The sequence below is a fragment of the Rothia sp. (in: high G+C Gram-positive bacteria) genome (assembly GCF_030540545.1).
Taxonomy (GTDB): Bacteria; Actinomycetota; Actinomycetes; order Actinomycetales; family Micrococcaceae; genus Rothia.
On sequence record NZ_JAUNVZ010000007.1, the window covers coordinates 108,866 to 129,449 of the forward strand.

The 20,584-nt window shown below is 59.3% G+C and carries 13 protein-coding genes; 1 reads left to right on the plus strand and 12 read right to left on the minus strand.

Features of this window, described 5'->3' with window-relative positions; genetic code table 11:
- The first annotated feature begins 270 nt into the window (after window positions 1–270).
- A complete protein-coding gene (gene aceE, locus Q4P78_RS07235) occupies window positions 271–3,006 on the plus strand; it encodes a pyruvate dehydrogenase (acetyl-transferring), homodimeric type (RefSeq protein ID WP_303339693.1) in 2,736 nt (911 codons plus the stop codon).
- A 413-nt stretch (window positions 3,007–3,419) separates the two neighbouring features.
- On the opposite strand, the gene Q4P78_RS07240 is transcribed toward aceE, so the two are convergent.
- From Q4P78_RS07240 to Q4P78_RS07295, 12 genes are all read right to left on the minus strand, one after another.
- Window positions 3,420–7,661: an amino acid adenylation domain-containing protein gene (locus Q4P78_RS07240; protein ID WP_303339694.1), complete on the minus strand. Its 4,242-nt coding sequence runs from the start codon at window positions 7,659–7,661 to the stop codon at window positions 3,420–3,422.
- Between the two features lie 106 nt (window positions 7,662–7,767).
- On the minus strand, window positions 7,768–7,992 hold the full coding sequence (locus Q4P78_RS07245) for an acyl carrier protein (RefSeq protein ID WP_303339695.1): 225 nt from the start codon (window positions 7,990–7,992) through the stop codon (window positions 7,768–7,770).
- Window positions 7,993–8,029: 37 nt separating this feature from the next.
- A complete protein-coding gene (locus tag Q4P78_RS07250; RefSeq protein WP_303339696.1) occupies window positions 8,030–9,748 on the minus strand; it encodes a (2,3-dihydroxybenzoyl)adenylate synthase in 1,719 nt (572 codons plus the stop codon).
- Window positions 9,749–9,914: 166 nt separating this feature from the next.
- The gene (locus Q4P78_RS07255; protein WP_303339697.1) at window positions 9,915–11,276 is read right to left on the minus strand and encodes an enterochelin esterase domain-containing protein; all 1,362 of its coding nucleotides are present in this window, start codon (window positions 11,274–11,276) and stop codon (window positions 9,915–9,917) included.
- Window positions 11,277–11,613: 337 nt separating this feature from the next.
- Complete coding sequence (locus tag Q4P78_RS07260) at window positions 11,614–12,474, minus strand: ABC transporter ATP-binding protein (protein ID WP_303339698.1); 861 nt, start codon at window positions 12,472–12,474, stop codon at window positions 11,614–11,616.
- Window positions 12,474–13,550 (minus strand): iron chelate uptake ABC transporter family permease subunit, encoded by a 1,077-nt coding sequence (locus Q4P78_RS07265; protein WP_303339699.1) that lies wholly within the window; start codon window positions 13,548–13,550, stop codon window positions 12,474–12,476. The genes Q4P78_RS07260 and Q4P78_RS07265 overlap by 1 nt, the downstream gene beginning before the upstream one ends.
- Window positions 13,551–14,627 carry an iron ABC transporter permease gene (locus Q4P78_RS07270; protein ID WP_303339700.1) on the minus strand — a complete coding sequence of 359 codons (1,077 nt, stop codon included), beginning with the start codon at window positions 14,625–14,627 and terminating at the stop codon, window positions 13,551–13,553.
- Window positions 14,628–14,778: 151 nt separating this feature from the next.
- On the minus strand, window positions 14,779–15,606 hold the full coding sequence (locus Q4P78_RS07275; protein ID WP_303339701.1) for a hypothetical protein: 828 nt from the start codon (window positions 15,604–15,606) through the stop codon (window positions 14,779–14,781).
- 87 nt (window positions 15,607–15,693) lie between these two features.
- On the minus strand, window positions 15,694–16,731 hold the full coding sequence (locus Q4P78_RS07280; RefSeq protein WP_303339702.1) for an iron-siderophore ABC transporter substrate-binding protein: 1,038 nt from the start codon (window positions 16,729–16,731) through the stop codon (window positions 15,694–15,696).
- Between the two features lie 339 nt (window positions 16,732–17,070).
- The gene (gene rpe, locus Q4P78_RS07285) at window positions 17,071–17,757 is read right to left on the minus strand and encodes a ribulose-phosphate 3-epimerase (protein WP_303339703.1); all 687 of its coding nucleotides are present in this window, start codon (window positions 17,755–17,757) and stop codon (window positions 17,071–17,073) included.
- Window positions 17,758–17,769: 12 nt separating this feature from the next.
- Window positions 17,770–19,620 carry an RsmB/NOP family class I SAM-dependent RNA methyltransferase gene (locus tag Q4P78_RS07290; RefSeq protein WP_303339704.1) on the minus strand — a complete coding sequence of 617 codons (1,851 nt, stop codon included), beginning with the start codon at window positions 19,618–19,620 and terminating at the stop codon, window positions 17,770–17,772.
- Complete coding sequence (locus tag Q4P78_RS07295) at window positions 19,617–20,582, minus strand: methionyl-tRNA formyltransferase (protein WP_303339705.1); 966 nt, start codon at window positions 20,580–20,582, stop codon at window positions 19,617–19,619. Before Q4P78_RS07295 ends, Q4P78_RS07290 begins: the two co-directional genes overlap by 4 nt.
- Window positions 20,583–20,584: the final 2 nt, after the last annotated feature.

The window sequence follows — 20,584 nt, forward strand, 5'->3', positions numbered from 1 at the left end:
AAGGGGGCGCGCAACTCGAAAAGCAGTGTTTTGAGTCACATGCATATGCACACCTGGCTCACATAGTGCGAAACACCCATAAATTTACGCAAAGGTGCAAACTAAGCGTTGATTTAGGACTAAAATAGTAAAGACACTTAAGAGTGGCTGCGGCACACCCGGCACGACCGACACTGCACCGCAATCACCCTTTGGCAACAGCAAGACGCCGACTCACGCGAACACCATTGCACCGGCGCCTTCAACCACAACAAAGAGAGGTTGAATAGTTTGGGTAACGCAACTCCGAACGAACACTCCCTGAGCACTCTCCTCGATGGCCTGAAGGACATCGACGCTGAGGAGACCCAGGAATGGGCTGAATCCCTCGAGGATCTCATCAAGACCCACGGCACCGAGCGTGCCGAATACATCCTGCGCGCACTGACCAAGGCAGCAGGCGAGCAGGGCGTATCCGTTCCTACTCTGATCAAGACCGACTACATCAACACCATCCCGGCAGATCAGCAGCCCGAGTACCCCGGCGACGAAGAGCTCGAGCGTCAGTACCGCGCATGGATCCGCTGGAACGCAGCCATCATGGTTCAGCGTGCACAGAAGAAGGGCATCGGCGTTGGCGGTCACATCTCCACCTACGCAGGTATTGCTGACCTGTACGAAATGGGTTACAACCACTTCTTCCGCGGCCGCAACCACCCCGGCGGTGGCGACCAGGTCTTCTTCCAGGGTCACGCATCCCCCGGTAACTACGCACGTGCATTCGTCGAAGGCCGCCTGACCGAAGAGCAGATGGACGGCTTCCGCCAGGAGAAGACCAAGGGCGAGAACGGCATCCCCTCCTACCCGCACCCCCGCTGCCTGCCCGAATTCTGGCAGTTCCCGACCGTGTCCATGGGTATCGGTCCGCTGAACGCAATCCACCAGGCATCCTTCAACCGCTACCTGCACAACCGCGGCATCAAGGACACCTCCGAGCAGCACGTCTGGGCATTCCTGGGCGACGGCGAAATGGACGAGCCCGAATCGCGCGGCGCACTGCAGCTGGCAGCAAACGAAAAGCTGGACAACCTGACCTTCGTTGTTAACTGCAACCTGCAGCGCCTGGACGGCCCCGTGCGCGGTAACAGCAAGATCGTGCAGGAGCTGGAAGCATTCTTCCTCGGCGCTGGCTGGCACGTCATCAAGGTTCTGTGGGGTTCCGAGTGGGACGCACTGCTGGAGAAGGACAAGTCCGGCAAGCTCGTCCAGCTGCTGAACGAAACCCTCGACGGTGACTACCAGACCTTCCGCGGTGAAGACGGCGGCTACATCCGCGAGCACTTCTTCGGCAAGTACCCCGAGACCAAGGAACTCGTCGCCGACATGACCGACGACGAGATCTGGGCACTGCGCCGTGGCGCACACGACGACAAGAAGATCTACGCGGCATACAAGGAAGCTCTGGAGACCAAGGGTCAGCCCACCGTAATCCTCGCACAGTCCGTCAAGGGTCGCGAGCTGGGCCCCGCATTCGAGTCCCGTAACTCCACCCACCAGATGAAGAAGTTCACCATGGAAGCACTCAAGGGCTTCCGTGACCACCTGGGTATCCCCGTCTCCGACGAGGAACTCGAGAAGGACCTCTACAACCCGCCGTACTACCTGCCCGAGGCAAACCACCCGGCACTGCAGTACATGCACGCACGCCGTGCAGAGCTCGGCGGCGCAATCCCCGCACGCCCCAACACCCAGCCGGTCATCGACCTGCCGGACGACAAGGCATACGCGGGCGCAATGAAGGGCTCCGGCAAGCAGCTGGCAGCATCCACCATGGCATTCGTGCGTCTGATGAAGGACCTCATGCGTGTCAAGGGCTTCGGCCACCGCATCGTGCCCATCGTCCCCGACGAAGCACGTACCTTCGGTATGGACTCCTTCTTCCCCTCCGCAAAGCTGTACAACCCCAACGGCCAGAACTACGTGCCCGTTGACCGTGCCCTGATGCTCTCCTACACCGAGTCTGCAGCAGGTCAGATCATTCACGTGGGTATTAACGAAGCAGGCGCAACCGCAGCATTCACCGCTGTTGGTTCCTCCTTCGACACCCACGGCGAGCCCATGATCCCGATCTACATCTTCTACTCGATGTTCGGTTTCCAGCGTACCGGCGACGCATTCTGGGCAGCAGGCGACCAGCTGGTTCGCGGCTTCATCATCGGCGGTACCGCAGGCCGCACCACCCTCTCCGGTGAAGGTCTGCAGCACATGGACGGTCACTCGCCGCTCATTGCAGCGACCAACCCCGCTATCAAGAGCTACGACCCGGCATACGGCTACGAAATTGGCCACATCGTCAAGCGCGGTATCGAGCAGATGTACGGCAACCTGGATGAAGACCACGATGTCATGTACTACCTGACCGTGTACAACGAGCCCATCCACCAGCCCAAGGAACCCGAGAACCTGGACGTCGAAGGCGTCATCAAGGGTATCTACAAGCTGCAGGACTCCACCGTTGCAGGCCCCAAGGCACAGCTGCTGGCATCCGGTATCGCTGTCCCCTGGGCTCTGGAAGCACAGCGCCTGCTGGCTGAGGACTGGGGCGTATCCGCAGACGTATGGTCTGTCACCTCCTGGGTTGAACTGGCTCGCGACGGCGTGGCGGCTGAGGAAGAGGAACTCCTTAACCCCGGCAAGCCCGCACGCCTGCCCTACCTGACCCAGAAGCTGGCAGGTGCAGAAGGCCCGGTTATCGCAACCAGCGACTTCGCATCCGATTTGCAGAACATGATCCGTCCCTTCGTGCCCGGCGACTTCGCAGCACTGGGCGCAGACGGCTTCGGCTTCGCAGACACCCGCCCCGGCGCACGCCGCTTCTTCCACATCGATGCAGAGTCCCTCGTGGTACGCACCCTGCAGATGCTGGCAAAGCAGGGCAAGGTATCTGCTGATCTGGCTGCACAGGCATTCGCAAAGTACGACCTGGCAAATGTCAACGCTGGTCGCACCGGTAGCGACGCTGAGTAATACACTCTAGTCGTTATAGGCGATAGCTAAGCTATAGGGGTTGTCTCATATGAGACAACCCCTATAGTTATATGCTTTTGAGTTTTGAGGCGGGGCTAGAGTTTTTGAGTCGGGGTCGCGGTTCGAGAGAAGGGCATTTGCGCACGACCTGTGCCTTTGCGCTGGGGCGCGAAGCCCCAGCTAATAGCGCTCAACCTTTCTCTCTCCTGCTCCGGTTTCTGAAGCTTTGAGTTCCGGCGGCACAACTTGCTTGCGTTCTACAGCTTACGCATGCGGGTGTTGACAGACTGTGAGCGTAGATAGTGTCTATTGAGTCATGTAATACAGCACTCAATAGACACTTAGAGCGCTCACAGTCTGTCACACAGTGTCATCCCATGCGGGTCAATCCCAACGATGAACCCGAAAACGGATTAGCCCCAGATAGATGAAACGATCTGAGGAACAAATGAATCATTGACCATGCCAGTGTGGCTAGCTTCAGAAATGTTCACAACCTCAAGATCCGAACAATGAGCAGACCACCCGGAAGCATCCAAATAGGGCTGATCCTCATGGACAGCGGCAACCATTATCACCGGGCCATCATAGTAGCGATGAGACGCACCGCGTAGCAGAGCAGGAGAAGCCTGCATAGCCGCAAAAGTCACGCCCAGCGCATCCTCACCCAAATAACCCAGAGCCGAACCAATAGCTTTCAAACGCTCAAGAACCGTGGGTAGGTCAAGCACTTCTTCCGGGTCGGGCTCGGGCAGACCCGCCATGCGCAGCAGAGCACGATAGCTCTCCTGCTCATCCGGCGCGGGAACATCCGCCCACTGCTCAGCCGGGTAGCCGTCCAAAACCACCACGCGCTCAATCTCAACGCCCGCCTCACGCAGCAGAGCCGCGGTCTGAACACTGGCGGTACCGCCCACAGACCAACCCATGAGCTGAACACGAGCCGGCAGCTGTTTCTCTTCAAGCACACCCAGAATCAGGGACAGGAAATAGCGCGCCAGCTCATCCAAGCTTGCGGGCATACTCGCAGATTCATCGCTAAAAGGCGCCAGCTGTAGGGTATATATCGCCTGATTCGACGGTAGCGCAGCAGCATAAGGCGCGTAGGACCAGCCCAAACCACCCGCCGGAGGCAGAATAAACAGGGGTGCGGGAGCATCCGGCTCCGGGCTCTCGGGCACACGGCGCAGAGGCAGCACCGGCAGGAACTCAGCACCGCTATTCTCCCCCAGGGACTCAGCCAGCTCAGCCACCGAAGGGTAGGCAAAAAGCGCACCAATAGAGACCGTAATGCCCAGCTGCTCCTCAATGGACGCAATCACATTCAGCGCGCTCATAGACGAGCCACCAAAGGCAAAGAAATCATCGTGCACACCCACACGCTCCACCCCCAGGGCAGAGGCGAAAATAGCCGCCAGCTGCTGCTGCAGCAAATCCTGCGGGCCGTCTTCACCGGTAGAGACCGCGAAATCGTGGCGCGCCAGCAGCTTACGATCCGCCTTGCCGCTGGTACCCACCGGGAAAGTATGCACCGCGTGCCAGAGGGTCGGCACCATATACTCCGGCAGGCTCGCCTGAGCGTGAGCCCGAGCCGACTCAATAATCTGCGCCTGCTCTTCTTCGCTCTCGGTGCCGGTCTCCAGGAAAGCGGCGAGCGCCGGGGCGCGATGACCCTCCGGGCCGGTGTAGAGCATAGCCACGGCACCGCTCACATGCTCGGAGTCGGTCAGGGTCGCTTCAATATCGCCCAATTCCAGGCGCTGGCCGTTGAGTTTGACCTGCGAGTCGGCGCGGCCGCGGTAGAGAATCACGCCGCGCACGCCATAGGGTGCGCTCTCATCGGGTAGCAGCTCCCAGGTGGCAAGGTCGCCGGTGCGGTAGACACGCATGCCGTTGGCGGCGTCTTCACCGAAAGCGGCGGCGGTGGCTTCGGGGTTGTTCTTATAGCCACGTGCCAACTGAACACCGCTCAGGTAGAGCTCGCCCAGCACACCGGCGGGCACGGGACGTCCCGCCTTATCCAGGATAAAAGTACCGGTATTCCACACGGGTTCACCAATGGGTACCTGCTCACGTTCGGGATCCTCAGAGCTATCCCAGAATGTGACATCCACGGCTGCCTCGGTGGGGCCGTAGAGGTTCAAAATCCACACACCCAGGGCGCGGTGAGCCTCCAGAATCTGTTCGCGGTGCAGCGCCTCACCCGAGCAGACCAGGTACTTCAGGTGTTTATCGTTTTCGCCCTCACCGTAGCCGACTTCGCGCAGAATACGGGCAGCACTCGGGGAGGAAAGGAATGCGGTGAGCATAGTGGGCACAAAGTGCAGGCAGTCCACGCCCTGCTCGGCGATAACGCGCGCCAGGTAGGCGGGGTCGCGGTGCCCCTCGGGCGCGGCAATGACCACACTTGCGCCTTCCTGTAGCGGCCAGTAGAGCTCCCAGACGTGCACATCAAAGGAAATAGCGGTCTTGTGTAGAACCTTATCCCCCGCAGCGATCGGGATCTGGTGCTGCTGCCAGCGCAGACGGTTATCGATCGCGCGGTGGCTAATGGCAACGCCCTTGGGGCGGCCGGTGGAGCCGGAGGTGAAGAGAATATAGGCATCAGACTCCAGGTCGGTATCCAGACCGGGCAGGTACTCGCGGGCGGGTACCTCGGATTCGCTCAGCATTTGAGCAGTATTAATGGGAGGCAGCTGAATCTGCGGCAGTTGAGCGTAGAGTTCAGGCTGCTCGGGAGCAAGCTCGCTCGCACCCAGGGGCGCCAAACCGGGTCCGTGAATGAGGGCGGCAGCACCGGCGTCTTCAAGCATGACACCAATACGTTCGGCGGGCAGTTCGGGTAGCACGGGTACATAGGTGGCACCGGCGTAGAGCAGGGCGTAGAGCGCCACATATTGTTCAATGCCGCGCTCCACGCGCAGACCCACCGCCTGGCCGGGGCGTACACCGGCACCAATGAGTTCAGCGGCGAGCGCGCGGGCACGATAATCCAGCTGAACATAGCTCAATTCCTGACTGAAATCATAAGCCTGAGGATCCTCAGGAGTCAGACCAAAGGAACCGTCAGCACGTCGCGCGGGAGCCGCTGCACGCAGAGCAATCTGCTCGGGGTGGCGCTGAACCGCCGCAATAAAACGCTGCAGCAGGCTCTGATACTCCACCGGATGCTCGGGAGCATTAAAGCTATCGAGCACCGCCAGCTCAGCATCGGTCGCGGTGGAGAGTGCCTCAAGAGGTAGGTTGTGCTCCAGGGCGATAGCCCATTTGCGGAACCAATCCGCCAGATGGCTGGCGTGGGCGCGCAGAATCTCGGGCGAGTAGAGTGCGGGGTTCGCGTCGATTTCCAGGGCAATGGGGTTACCGCGACCGGGCATACCGCGCAGGGTCACGGTCATATCGGGCACGGGACCGGCGGAAATATTATGAATGCGCGCACTCACGGGAGGTTCGGGGCGCTTACCCGCTGCGCGTTCCTCAGCACTCAGGGGCGCCGGGGTGCTGATCGGCAGCACGGCGTCGAAGGGAACCACATTAATCTGGGCACCGAAGAGGCGCGCATCATTGGCCCGGGCTGCACGTTCGAGGTCTTCCTGGCGTGCCGCCGGGTGCTGAGCGTTGCGCTCAAAGTCCTGTTTGACGCGCTCAATGGCATGTTCCAGAGAGCCAATGGAGGGCACCTGAACCGGCAGCACATTCACAGCGGTGCAGGCAGTTTGCGCGCTCATTTTAGCCAGTTCGCGGGTTGTAGCCTCCGCGGTGGGCGGCAGCATGCGGTTCATCTGCGGCACACCGAATGCCGCCGACTCACGGTTGGCAATACGCGCTAGGAAGGAACCCACGACAGCGGTGGCAAGGTGCGGCCAGGAGGCGCCTTTTTCCTTTGCGGCTGCCAGCAGGCGCGTCTGCAGTTCCACGGGTACAGCAAGGCTCACACGGAGGGCTGCCGGGGATGCCTCTGCGGTGCGACCTGCCAGAGAAGAATCGGGTTCTTCGAGCACATGCGCGTTCTCTTCGCTGAGCCAAAAGTCCAGGTCGGCCTCACGTGCTGCTGCGGCAGCCTCATCAGCTGCAATCAGCTGCGCAACACCGGGGCGAGCCGCCGGGGGCACATCGTGACCGGCATCAAGGGTGCGGTAGATCGCCGCAATACGGGATAGACCGTTAAAGGCAGCGAAACCATCAGCTACCACATGGGACATAGAGTGGTAGAGCCAGATTTTACCGGCGTAGCGAGTGTAGGCACTACGCAGAGTCACGCCCTTATCAGTGTTCAACGGTTCAGCAAGCAGAGCACGCGCCCAGCTGAGCACCGTCTCGGGAAGGGTAGCTTCTCCCCCGCTTCTCTGTGCTTCATCAGAGTCGAAACCTTCCAGGGAGTACTCTTCGAGTACCTGCACAGCGCTCAAAAATTCCTCAACGGAAAGCACTTGCTGCTCGGCACGACCTGCATGCACGCGGGTCCGCACACGCACGCCCTCATTCTCCGCATAGAATTGCTCCAGGGCACGGCGCAGCAGCTGCATATCGGTGTTAGCGGGCAGCTCGAGCACCTCGGCGGTGTTATAGCGCGGATTCTCGGGAGCCATAACGGCGGCAAGGTAAATGCCTCGCGCGGAAGAACTCAGCGGAAGCCAGGGGGAATCGGTGTGCATATCCATCCTTGGAAAAGCTAAACGGGGATATAGTTCGGAGAGTACAGACAGAGAGCTAGACCCCGCACCCCGGTACAGGCTCGGGGCGCAGGGTCTTATCTACGGTTTAGGCGCGGGACGCCAGGAATTCCACGGTCGGGTTTTCAACCAGCTCGGTAAATTCCACCACAATACCGGCAGCAACCAGATCATCCAGCAGAGCAAAAGCACCCATGGAATCCAGACCCAGGCTGAACAAATCGGTAGTGGGCTGGTCAAAAGCTGCCTGCAGAGAATCTTCTTCCTTCAGGTAGCTTGCCAGGATCGGGCGCAGAGTCTCGGTAGCGGACATTATTCTCTCTTTTCTATCGGAATCTTAGGTAGATGTCTTAGGAAGCGAGCATATCGGCAAGCAGCGCACGCAGCTCGCGACGAGAAATCTTACCCACATTGGTGGTGGGCAGCTCATCCATCACCTCAACACGCTCAGGAATCTTGAAATCAGCAAGCTGAGCGGCGGTAAAGTACTCGTGCATGGTGCGGCGCGGATTCTCACCGAAGGAGGCGCCGGGCTTGGGCACCAGCACCAGAGCCACACGCTCACCCACGGTCTCATCGGGCAGACCCAGAACCACAGCGTCAAAAACATCCGGGTGAGCCAGGGCGATGTCCTCAATCTCATCCACGGCGATCTTTTCACCATTGCGGTTAATCTGATCCTTGGCGCGACCGGTCACCTCCAAGTTCGGGCCGTTCCAGCGCACAATATCGCCGGTGCGGTAGAAGCCGTCCTCGGTAAAGCCAAAGCGGTTCGCGTTCTCTTCCAGGTAGTAGCCGCGAATAGTGTAGGGGCCGCGAGTGAGCAAATGGCCGCTCTCGCCACGCGCCACGGGCTGATCATTATCGTCCACAATCAGCACCTCATCATCGGGGCTAATGGGGCGACCCTGAGTGTTGAACTGCAGATAGGGGTCGTCCTCGCGGCGGGTATAGTTCACCAAGCCCTCAGCCATGCCAAAGACCTGCTGAATATCAACCTTCAGGGTCTGAGCGATAGTGCCCGCAACTGCCGGAGACAGCTTGGAGCCGCCCACCTGCAGGGTGCGCAGGGAAGGGAGCTCTACCAGGTTACGCTCGGCAGAAGCAGCCCATGCCTGAGCCAGAGGAGGCACCAGAGCGGTAAAAGTCACGCCCTCCATCTGAATCAGACGGAATGCGGTCTGCGGGGAAGGATCACCGGCGAACACCATCTTGGCACTGGCGCACATAGCACCCAGAATACCCGGGGAGCTCATGGTGAAATTATGCGCCGCGGGCAGCACAATCAGCATGGTGGTATTGGCGTGAATACGGCAAATATCCACCGAACCGCGCACCGAATACAGATACGCCGCGTGGGTGCGAGGGATCAGCTTGGACACACCGGTGGTGCCACCCGATAGCTGCAGGAATGCCACCTGCTCGCTAGCGCGAGTGGAGTCGGTGTTCTGAATAACGCCAGGCATAAAGGGCTCAGCGAGCTCTTCTTCACTCAGCGGCTGCAGGGGCACGGAAGCGTCAATACCCACCGGAGGCGCCACCTCACCCGCAGCGCTGAGAGTCTCAACGAGATCTTCATGCAGCTGACTAAAGTTCGTACCGGTAGCCTTGGAAGAGTAAATATGGGCGGCAGCGTCGGTACGGGTTGCAAAATGCGAGAGCTCGTTCAGGCGGTGCTGAGGCAGGCAGAAAACCGGCAGGGCGCTCGCCCAGAAGGTACCCAGCAGGTACACCAGATACTCGGCAATATTAGGCAGCTGCAGCAGCACGCGATCGCCGGGCTGCACGCCCGCCTCAATCAGGCGCTTGGCGGCGGCGCGACCGGCTGCCTCCAGCTCACCGTAGGAGTAGCGCACCTGTACGGGCTTGCCCGTCTCATCCAGCACGGCGTGGGAGAGAGCAACCAGCGCCGGGAAGTGGGGCTTGGCGCGGCAGGCATCCAACAGGAATTCGGGGATGGTCTGGTCAACCCAGTAGCCGGCTTCGCGGTACTTAGCGGCGAACTCTTCGGGAATCAGGGGCGTGGGAGCCAGGGGGCTGCGCTCTACGTATGCGGGGGCGTCGGTCATTGAATCCTCTATCTTTTCTCTCTGCTACGAGTATCTAGTCTCCATTATGCCAGAGACCACATAGATGCAAAACGACGGAAGTGCATGTGTCTCGCATCTACTGAGCTATAGCAGATATAAGCTTTTCTACAGGCTCGCTAGGTGTCTTCAAAAGGCTCAGGGTTATTTAGCTCCGCGCGGGCAAAATACGCTCCAATGCCGGAACAATAGCACCACGCCAGCAGGCATAATCATGACCGCCGTTAAAGACCGTATAGCTAATATCCGCATTACTTTCACGCAGCTGGTCAATAAAACGCTCATGCGGCTCGGTCAAAATCCATTCCTGCTGACCGACCTCAATATCCAGGCTCAGGTGGTTTAGACGGTGCAGTTCATCGGCTTCCTTAAGCTCATTCAGACGCTCAAAAGCAACATCCTGCCAGAGGGAAGAAGACTGTGCAAAGGCACCGCCGAAAGACTCCGGGCGGCTGAGCACAGCCAGCAGAGCAGAAAGACCACCCAGAGACTGACCGATGAGGAAAATACGCTCACTGGGCGGAGTTACACCGTGCTCTGCAGCCAACCAGGGCAGAGCCTGATCCGCAAGGTAGGCACCAATGGGGTTCGATCCGTCCAGTTCCTTCCAGCGGCGCTCGCGACCACCCGAATCCATAAAGAGAGCGTTGAAGGCGGGCAGACGGGATGCATCGTGCGCGCGCTGCAGGGTTTCCAGCAGACCCAGGCGCAGCCACGCCTCACCGTCAAAGAAAATCACCAGGGGCGCATCCGGCGCGGGCTCGCCCACGCGCTGAATGCTCACGGGGTGCTGCTCGGGAGCCATATGCCACTCGTACTCGGGCAGCTGATCCAGCTCGTGCATTTCCAGCACGAACTCGTGCACGGGGGCGTGCTCCAGCTGAACCACGCTCATATGGTGACCCAGGCGGTTCTTCATTTCCAGGGGGTTGTGCACATCGTACAGGCCGGTGTCGAGCACGCGGCGCAACTGCACCTGATCGCGATCATTCAGCCAAGGCGGAGTGCCGCCGGGCAGCGCCGGAACAAAGCAATAGGAGGCGCGCCAAGTGGTTTCCATCTGGAAGCTCAGATGCCACCAATCGGTGCCCTCAATACGCTCCATGAGCGAGCGCCCCAGATCCTTTTCGTCGGTAATGCGATTGACGAACAGCAGTACCTGCTGAGCCTCGCCATTGCGGTAGAGGAAGGTAACAATACGCTCGGAGTCCAGCTCATTGCCCTGCTCATCACGAGCCACCTGGACAATGGGGGTGCCCTCGGAGATCAGATCTTCAATGCGGGCGGTAAGCTCCTGCGGGTTCACGGCGCTTTCAATCAGCTCGTGTATCAGGGGCGATTCCACGCGCGGGGTGGGCGTGGGACGAGGAGTTTTCGGAGGAGTGCGACGCAAACACGCAGCGTATTCCGCCGGGGTCAGTCCGGGAGGGCAATCTCCCTCGGCTCGGCGAATAACTTCGTCCAGGGCATGCTGAACATCGAGCTGCTGCGGGTTTACTTCAGTGGACATAACCCATTCCTTCCATCAGCTGCATTAGCTTTGAAAAATCTACTCTTCTAAGGTACCACTGAGTGTGGTATGAGCATAACGTTATACAGCTTAGAGCTTAGACACGTTGTATCGTGTAGTGACTCGCAGGGGCTTCAATATTTTTCGAGCACGGGGTACATAGTGAAAAGAGAGAGGCGTGTGACTCGTATCCTCTCCCCTCTTTAGCACCTCGTTAGCACCTATATCTAGTGGCGTTTTAAATACCTCGTGAGTCCACGCTCTTATAGAGATACTCCCCGTATTCCTCTCGCGAGAAAAATACGGGGAGTATCTCTAACACCGGCTACAAGCGACACTAGGCAGAAGCGGCAGCCTCGGCACGAGCGGCACTAATACCGTCGGCGGCAATATGAATCTCCTGATCCTCAAAAGGAATAATCAGGGGCGTACCCGTGACAGGATCATCAATAATCATCGAATTCAGCTCAAACACCTCACGAATAATCTCGGGGGTCACCACATCCTTCGGCGCGCCCTGAGCAATAATCTGACCGCGACGCATGAGCACCACATGGGTTGCATAACGGAACGCCAGGTTTAGATCGTGCAGCACCACAGCCACCGTATGACCGTTCGCGTGCAGATCGCGAGCCAGGTTCAGCACCTCAATCTGGTGGGTAATATCCAGGTAGGTGGTCGGCTCATCCAGCAGAATCAACGGGGTCTGCTGCGCCAGGGTCATAGCAATCCACACGCGCTGACGTTGGCCGCCCGACAGAGCCTCAATGGGGCGGTCGGCAAGCTCCAACACATTCGCCGCCTTCATAGCCTGCACGCACGCCTGCTCGTCAGCATCGGACCAGGAGCGCAGCAGAGACTGATGCGGGTAGCGGCCGCGAGCAACCACATCCGCCACGGTTACACCATTGGGCGCCTCCGGAGTCTGAGGCAGCATCGCCAAAATCTGCGCAATGGCGCGGGACTTCATCTGAGACAGCGGGGTGCCATCCAGACTCACGGTACCGGACTTCGCCGGGATCACGCGCGACAGAGTCTTGAGCAGGGTGGACTTGCCGCAAGCGTTCGGACCGAGAATAACGGTCAGCTCGCCCTCCAGCAACTCAAAGTCCACCCCATCCAGCACGCGGTGCTCGCCGTAGCCAACCACCAGCTGCTCGCCCGCCAAGCGGGATTCATTCTTCTTCTCCACGCTCATTAGGCGCTCTTCCTCTCACGATAAATCAGATAAATCAGGTACAGACCGCCAATCGCACCGGTCACAATACCCACCTGCAAAATATGACTACCAAAGGCGTAACGGCCGATCATATCCGAACCCAGCACCAGCAGGGAACCCATCAGCGCCGCACTGGTAAAGCCCACGCCACTGTCCTTGGACAGGGTCTTAGCAATATGGGGAGCCGCCAGAGCCACAAAAGCCACCGGGCCGCAGGTTGCGGTCGCCAGGGAAACCAGCAGCACGCCAATAAAGAGCGCCGCCACGCGGTACTTATCCACGTTCACGCCCAAACCCGCAGCCACATTATCGCCAAAACGAATAGCGCCCAGGGGACGAACCAAAATTAGCAGCAGGGGCACAGCCACAATCATGGCAATCAGCAGGGCGATAGAACGCTCCCAGACAATATCGTTCAGATTACCCGCCAGCCAAGAAGCCGCAGTCTGCGCCTGAGTCAGGGAGGCACGCACCACCAGCAGAGAGTTAAACGCCGCCAGGGTCGAGCCCACACCAATACCGACCAGCACCAGGCGGAAGCCCTTCAGACCGGTACGGCGGGTCATAGCCCACACCAGCAGGGAGGTCGCCAAACCACCCACCACAGCGCCGGCAGCGATCTCCACCGGGCCGGAATTGAAGACAATAATCTGCAGCAGAGCACCGGTTGCCGCGCCATTAGTGAAACCAATAATATCGGGCGAACCCAGCGCATTACCGCTAATCACCTGGAAAATAGCGCCGGAAAGGCCTAGAGCTGCACCCACCAGCAGAGCAGCCACAATACGAGCCGCACGCTGCTGAACCAGGGTCACCGCCAGGGGCTTACCCTGACCGAACAGAGCGTTAACGGTATCGCCCAGGCTCAGGGAGTACTTACCCTGCTGCAAACCCCACAGGGACAGAACAATCAGAGCCGTGAGCAGCACCAGATTCAGCACAAAAGTACGCCAGGGAATCTGGGCACTAATAGCACCGCGCAGGTTCAGCACCGGGCGGTTGGACAGGTCACGACCGCGGCGAGCGCCGGTTACAGAAGAGGTAATGCTAGTCATTTAGAGCGCCTCCACCTTGGGTCGAGTCATCAGGAAGAGGAAGAGCGGGGCACCCGCCAGGGTGGCAATAATACCCACCTGAGTCTCTTCGGGAGCAACCACCACACGCGCGAGAACATCGGTCGCCAGCAGCCACACCGGACCCACAATAGCCGAGCCGATATTAACCCAGAGCACGTCATTACCCAGCAGGGCGCGCACCACAAAAGGCACCGCCAGACCCACAAAACCAATCGGACCCACCGCCGCGGTTGCCACACCGGCAAGCACGGTCACACTGATCAGGGTCAGGTTCTGGGTGCGGGAAACGCTCACGCCCAGGCTGGTTGCTGCCTCTTCACCCATGCTCAGGGCGTTAATTGCGGGAGCCACAATAAAGGCAATGACCACGCCGATCAGAATCACGGGACCAATGGCGGTAAAAATACCCATATCGCGCCCCTCCAGAGAGCCGGCGGTCCACAGGCGGAACTCATTATAGGCATCCTGGTTAGCAAGAATCAGCGCCTGATTCACCGCCGACAGAGCGGCAGAAATAGCCACACCCGCCAGGGCAAGTTTCACAATGGAGCCGTCTTTTCCGCGGCCGAGGGTGTAGACCACCACGGCGGCAATAGCGGCACCAATCACGGCGGCAATCATATACTGCCAAATGCCCATCACGCCGAAAAGCACCACCGAAAGCACCACAGCCACGGCAGCACCGGCGTTTACACCCATCAGGCCGGGTTCAGCCAGGGGGTTGCGGGTCAGAGATTGCATGAGGGAGCCGGCAACCGCCAGGGCGGCACCGCAGGCAATGGCAATCAGGGTGCGAGGCACACGCTGATCGAGCACAATAGTGCGGGCGGTTTCATCCCCGCCGCCGCTCAGAGCTGCGGTCACCTGGGATTCAGGCAGAGCGTGAGAGCCCACATAGAGAGAGAGCAGCACGCTCACCAGCAGGGCACAACTAAAAATAATCAGCCAGGCAATGCGGCTACCGGTGCGGGCGCCCCTATTGGTGCCCTTGGTTGCCTGCGCCGGTGTTGATGATTCAACTCCGGTGCCGGGACTTAGATCTGTGGTTGAACTCAATGATTGTCCTTGAATGACGAAATGTATGTGTTTCTAGGGTGCTTCGATACAGGCCAGAGCCTATTCGCGCAAATGGCGCCGCTCTCCCCCGCTACCCGTGCAGACTAGTGTGCACGCGCGGAGGGAAAACGGCGCCATCTTTTAAGAAAACTTAGCTGATTTCCTTGCGGTTACGCAGGTACAGGAAGACACCGGCACCGACAGCAATCAGTACACCCGCGCCGCCCAGGATCCAGGGCAGGGACGAGGAGCCATTGGAATCGCTGGTGTTCTCAGCAGCTGCCACAGCGGTGCTGGAAGCGGATGCGCTTGCCGTAGCGGTGGTGGTAGCCTTCGCGGTGGCACTTGCCTTAGCGGTAGCCTTTGCTGCAGTTGCTGCTGCGCTGGGCTTAGCTTCCTCGGTCTTAGCTGCTTCGGTGGTAGCCTCTGCAGCGGCGGTGGTCTCTTCAGCAGCTGCGGTGCTCTGCTCGGGCTGAGCCTCGGTCTGCTGCTCTTCCTGAGTATCTTCCTGCTTAGCCTCTACGGTCTCAATGGGGCGAGAGGTCGGAGTATAGGTGAACTCGGGGCTCTTATTGCTGTAGGGCTGAGTGCCCTTACCCGCTACGTCCTTCGATGCGAGGAAACGCAGGGTGTGAGAACCAGCGCTGAGCTGATCCAGGTATTCCTTATTCAGGGTGAAGGAAGCGCGTGCGGTACCGCTAGAGTCAGTGTTCATGCTGTACACCACGCATGCGCCCTGAGGAGCATCAGCGGGACAGAGGCTACCATCATCAATCTTCACATTGACTTCAGTGTTTTCCGGGAAACCCTTGAGTTCAAAGGTAATCACATCGCCGTTCATAGAAGCGCTGGAGGAAGTACCGGGAGTATTAGAAGATGCACCACCCGGGGGCAGTGCGGATACTGCGGAGAAACCCATGGTCAGAGTCAGTGCAGCGCCGGCGGTTGCGGTAGCTGCCTTTGCAAATGCATTACGCATATTTCTTCTTTCATTCTGTGTGTTGGCGTTTCGAGCCGGGGATTCTTGCACCCTGCCGAAACACCCTCAAAAATCTACGGGGTGAGCCTACTTGAGCAGGTGCTTCTTAACGTCCTCAACAATGCCCTGCAGCAGCAGAGGACCGCCGGTGGAGGTCCACATGGAACCGTCCACGAGCATGACATGATCCTGTTTATAGGCTTCCAGGTTAGTAAAGCCGCTGGTTTCCTTAGCGCGTTCCAGAGCTTCCTGAGCACCCTCAATACCGGAGACGCCCTGCGCATTGGGGTTAGCCTGGCTTGCGCCGCCCAGAGTACCCAGGAACATGTAGTCCGCATCAATAGTGTTCAGGTTTTCGCGGGAAACGGGCATGGAGTGACCCTTACCCTTCTTATCCTGGGAGGCGGGGCGCTTGAGACCCAGATCCTCCAGAGCCTGACCCGCGGGCAGCTCCTTGAGAATCAGCGCGGGGCCGGAACCGGTCCAGCGAACAATCGAGAAGGTCTTATCGCCATACCGGGGTGCCAGCTGAGCTTTGGTTTCCTCGGTCAGCTTGGCGTAGGCGTCAATAAATTCCTTGCCCTTAGATTCCAGATTTAGGGCATTAGCAACAATATTGAAGTTGAGTTTCCAATCGCCGCCCGCGTAGCCGCAGTAGACCACGGGTGCAATCTTCTCCAGGGTGGAGTAGGCGTCGGTTCCCTTGTTAATGCCGGTTGCGTCGGCAAGAATCAGGTCGGGGTTCAGATTACCGATTTCTTCATAATCTACCTGAGCCACAGTACCGACAATCTTAATGTTCTCGGACTTATCCTTCAGGTAGTTGGGCACACCCGACTGGCCACGACCCGCCACAGAAGCAATAGGAGTAAAGCCCAGTGCCAGTGCGCCGTCCAAGGTCGGTTCGGAAAGAACCACCACGCGCTGGGGCTTGGCGGGAACGGTTACCTCTTGGTCATCAATATCTTTAATGACGCGGGTTTCACCCGAGCTGGAATCGCTCGAATTGCTCGAGGATGCGCCACACGCGGACAGACCCAGCACGGCACCGGAAGCTGCCACCAGGCCCAGGAAGGAACGACGGTTCAGCGCGGATGCCGAATCGTCAGAACGAAGAAAAGACATAATACCCCTCGGTCAAGGACTAAACTACTCCTTACCTTACAGAGATTAGGCGTACGGTGCAAGGAATACAGCCCGTGTTACTAACCTTTTTCAAACCCTAGCGCGACATTGTGGTAAGAGTCATAGAAATAGTGTCAATAGCCCATTCCCTAGGCGTTTCTGAGCACTGAACCACCGCTTAAACAAGCTTTAGAGCGCATATGTAAACAGAATGTCACGATCCCCGAACCTAAACAACCGCTCACCAAAAAGGGGAGCCCCGTAGCTTCTATACAAGCTAAGGAACTCCCCTCGTATACTCCTCAAGAACCGCAACCGGCTCAGAGAGATAAACCCTCGCTAGTGGCAGCAGGTAGCCTTGAAATCAGCCTCCACCGATTGCGCCGCTGCACGCAACGAAGCAATAGCCGCCTGCGGATCAGCGGTGTTATACACCGAAGACCCCGCCACAAAACAGGTAGCACCCGCCTCGGCAGCGCGCAGAATAGTTTCCTCGGTAATACCGCCATCCACCTGCAGCACCAGGTCAAGACCCGCACCCTCAATAGCGCGCGCGGCACGGCGAATCTTCGGCAGAGTCACCTCCAGGAACTTCTGGCCGCCAAAGCCCGGCTCAACCGTCATAATCAGCAGCATATCCAGCTCCGGCAGCATATCCAGATAGGGCTCAACACCGGTCGCCGGGCGCAACGCCATACCCGCCTTCGCCCCAGACTCGCGCAGAGTACGCGCCAGCTTAATGGGAGCAATAGCGGCCTCCGCATGGAAAGTCACCGACTCGCAACCCATCTCAGCGTACTGGGGTGCCCAACGGTCGGCATCCTGAATCATCAGGTGCACATCAAAAGGCACCGGGGAAATCTCGCGCAGGCGCTTAACCACCGGCGGGCCCCAGGTCAGATTCGGCACAAAATGATTATCCATCACATCAATATGCGCCGCATCAGCGGTGGCGATAGCCTGAAGATCGCGCTGCAAATTCGCGAAATCAGCCGAAAGAATCGAAGGATTAATAGCGATACTCATGGCGTGCCCTTTCTAAAGCTTACGCAGCAGAGCCATAAACATGGCGTCAGTACCGTGAACATGCGGCCAGAGCTGCACTGTGGAGGCGCCCTCTCCCAGAACCGGGGTCTCCGCCCCCTTGGGCTGCTTAATCTCGGGAGTGAAAGCGGCGGACTTCTCCCCCGCCAGGGCGCTCACACCCGCATTTTGCAAAGCCACAGACTCGAGCACCCGAGCAGAATTCATCAGCTGCACCTGCCCGGATTCGAGCATCTCAGCCACAATATTCTGGGTCTCCGCAGCATGCGGGGAACAGGTCACATAGGCAATCACACCGCCGGGGCGAGTCGCATCCACCGCTGCCTGCAGCAATTCACGCTGCAGGGGTAGCAAATCAGCAATATCGCGCGGGGACTTACGCCAGCGCGCCTCGGGGCGGCGGCGCAGAGCACCCATACCCGAACACGGAACATCCACCATGACGCGGTCAAAAAGCTGATCCGGGGCAATACCGGCAGGCAGGCTCTTGGCGGACTTCAGAGTCGAAGAAATCTCGCGACCATCCCCCGTAAGCACCGTATACGACTCAGCGGGGATAGGCTCCAGGGAATTCTGCACCAGGCGCGCACGATGAGGCGCCGCCTCATTCGCCACCAAAGCGGCACCGCGCTGAGCACCCAGGGCAGCCAGCAGAGCCGCCTTACCGCCCGGGCCCGCACACAAATCCAGCCAGGCGCTATCGGAACCCTCAAGAGGAGCCGCAGCCAAGGCACGCGCCACCAGCTGAGAACCAACATCCTGGGCGCGCAGAGTACCGGCACGCACACCCTCCAGACGAGCCAAATCACCGCTAGAATACAGCGCCGAACCCTCAACCAGAGCACCGGGCTCAGCGCCCTTATCCAGAGCCTCATCCAGGCTACCCAAACCGGGTAGAGCCACCAGGTTCACCACGGGAGCCGCATTATCGGCAGCCAGCAGGTCCTCAATCTCACCCGGGGTACGACCGTGAGCCGCCAGAGCCTGACGCAAAGAACGAACCATCCACACCGGATGCGAAAACTCCAGAGACTGGCGCTCCAATTGATCCTTCGCCTCATTAGAAAGCAGGCTCAGCCACTCTTCACGGCTACGCTCAGATACACGACGCAGCACCGCATTCACAAAGCCGGAAGGACCCGAACCAATCACATCGCGAGCCAACGCCACGCTCTGATTCAATGCGGCGTGAGGAGGCACGCGCATGCCCAGCAGCTGGTGAGCGCCCATGCGCAACACCAGCAGAGCATTCGAGTCAATCTTCTCCAGGGGGCGATCCACACAGCGGGAAATAATCGCGTCATAGGTGCCCTGGGCACGCAGAGTGCCGTAGGCAAGCTCGGTGGCAAAACCGGCATCGCGGGCATCCAGACGGTGGGAGCGAATCAGTTTGGGTAGCACCAGGTTTGCGTAGGCGTCCTTATCTGCCACTGCGAGCAGAGTCTCATACGCCACCAGGCGGGCACTATCGGCAGTACGAGCGCGCTGCGAAGGAGCTGCAGCACTCATAGCGCGCTCCCCCATCGAACGGCGATTACGCTCACGACCGCTCGCAGAACGCTTAGTCACGCCACCGCCACCGCGCTTATCCTCGGTGTGGGTCACCGCGCGCTCAGCGGCACGCTGAATACTGGTCTTACCGTCAAAACGCGCGGAGGATGCGCGGCGCTCGGAACGGGGCTGCTCGCCTCGACGCTCACCGCGAGGCTGAGTCGAACGGGGCTGGGCAGAACGAGAATGGCCGGAACCGCCTCGTGCAGAGCCTGCACCCGACGCAGCGCCGGAGCCCGAACGCTTGCGCTTACGCTTACGCGGCGCGCCGCCAGACGTCACTTCTTCACTCATACCAGCACCACCGCACCCTCAGCCAAATCCTTACCCGTGCCGCGAGCCCAATCAGCCGCAGCCATCATCTTCTTACTCGCAGGCTGCACACGCAGCAGCTGCACAGCGCCCGGCGCACCATCAACAGCGCCCGTGCCCACAAACACCTTCTTAGCGTGCAGAGTCACCACGCCCGGCGCCAAAGCCAACTCAGCAGCCAGAGCAGGATCAACCGGAGCCAACTCGCCAATCTTAAAACGATTCTCACGGTAAGTGCACCAGGCACCCGGCTCGCTTGTCACACCGCGATAACGGGCCACAATAGCCTGCGCGGGCTCAGCGAAATCCAGCTTGCCGTCTTCAATGCTCATCTTCGCTGCATAGCTCACCGAGTCATCCTCAGTCTGAACAGTGCCCGGCTCACCGGCAGCCAAACGCTCAAAAGTGCGCAGCAGCATAGCGCCACCCACCTCATATGCCAAACGTTCCAGAATCGAATCGGCGGTATCATCCGCACGAACCTCAGTAGAATCCTGTTCAAAAACCGGGCCGGTGTCCAAACCAGCCTCCAGCAGGAAAGTATTCGCGTGGATAGTCTGCTCCCCCGCCATCAGCGCACGCTGCACCGGAGCCGCACCACGCCACGCCGGAAGGGCCGAAAAGTGCAGATTAACCCAACCCAGCGGCAAGAGATCCAGAGCCGTCTGAGGCAGCAGGGCACCATAAGCCACCACAGCCGCAGCCTGCGCGCCAAAGCTAGCAAGCTGCTGGGCCACATCCTCAGACCAGCGCGAAGCCTTCACCACCGGAATACCCAACTCCTGGGCAGCCGCAGCCACCGGAGAAGGAGTCAACACGCGCTTACGACCCAAAGGAGCATCCTCACGAGTCAGCACAGCAACTACCTCAACGCCCTCAGTCTCAGCCAAAAAACGCAAAGGAGGCACCGCAACATCCGGAGTACCCGCATACACAATCTTCATGA

What these genes read in the sequence shown, in the direction of transcription:
- Q4P78_RS07240 (WP_303339694.1), bottom strand. Translation starts at nt 7,661, where the DNA reads ATGCACACCGATTCCCCCTGGCTTCCGCTGAGTTCTTCCGCGCGAGGC.
- Q4P78_RS07245 (WP_303339695.1), bottom strand. Translation starts at nt 7,992, where the DNA reads ATGTCCGCTACCGAGACTCTGCGCCCGATCCTGGCAAGCTACCTGAAG.
- Q4P78_RS07250 (WP_303339696.1), bottom strand. Translation starts at nt 9,748, where the DNA reads ATGACCGACGCCCCCGCATACGTAGAGCGCAGCCCCCTGGCTCCCACG.
- Q4P78_RS07255 (WP_303339697.1), bottom strand. Translation starts at nt 11,276, where the DNA reads ATGTCCACTGAAGTAAACCCGCAGCAGCTCGATGTTCAGCATGCCCTG.
- Q4P78_RS07260 (WP_303339698.1), bottom strand. Translation starts at nt 12,474, where the DNA reads ATGAGCGTGGAGAAGAAGAATGAATCCCGCTTGGCGGGCGAGCAGCTG.
- Q4P78_RS07265 (WP_303339699.1), bottom strand. Translation starts at nt 13,550, where the DNA reads ATGACTAGCATTACCTCTTCTGTAACCGGCGCTCGCCGCGGTCGTGAC.
- Q4P78_RS07275 (WP_303339701.1), bottom strand. Translation starts at nt 15,606, where the DNA reads ATGCGTAATGCATTTGCAAAGGCAGCTACCGCAACCGCCGGCGCTGCA.
- Q4P78_RS07280 (WP_303339702.1), bottom strand. Translation starts at nt 16,731, where the DNA reads ATGTCTTTTCTTCGTTCTGACGATTCGGCATCCGCGCTGAACCGTCGT.
- rpe (WP_303339703.1), bottom strand. Translation starts at nt 17,757, where the DNA reads ATGAGTATCGCTATTAATCCTTCGATTCTTTCGGCTGATTTCGCGAAT.
- Q4P78_RS07290 (WP_303339704.1), bottom strand. Translation starts at nt 19,620, where the DNA reads ATGAGTGAAGAAGTGACGTCTGGCGGCGCGCCGCGTAAGCGTAAGCGC.
- Q4P78_RS07295 (WP_303339705.1), bottom strand. Translation starts at nt 20,582, where the DNA reads ATGAAGATTGTGTATGCGGGTACTCCGGATGTTGCGGTGCCTCCTTTG.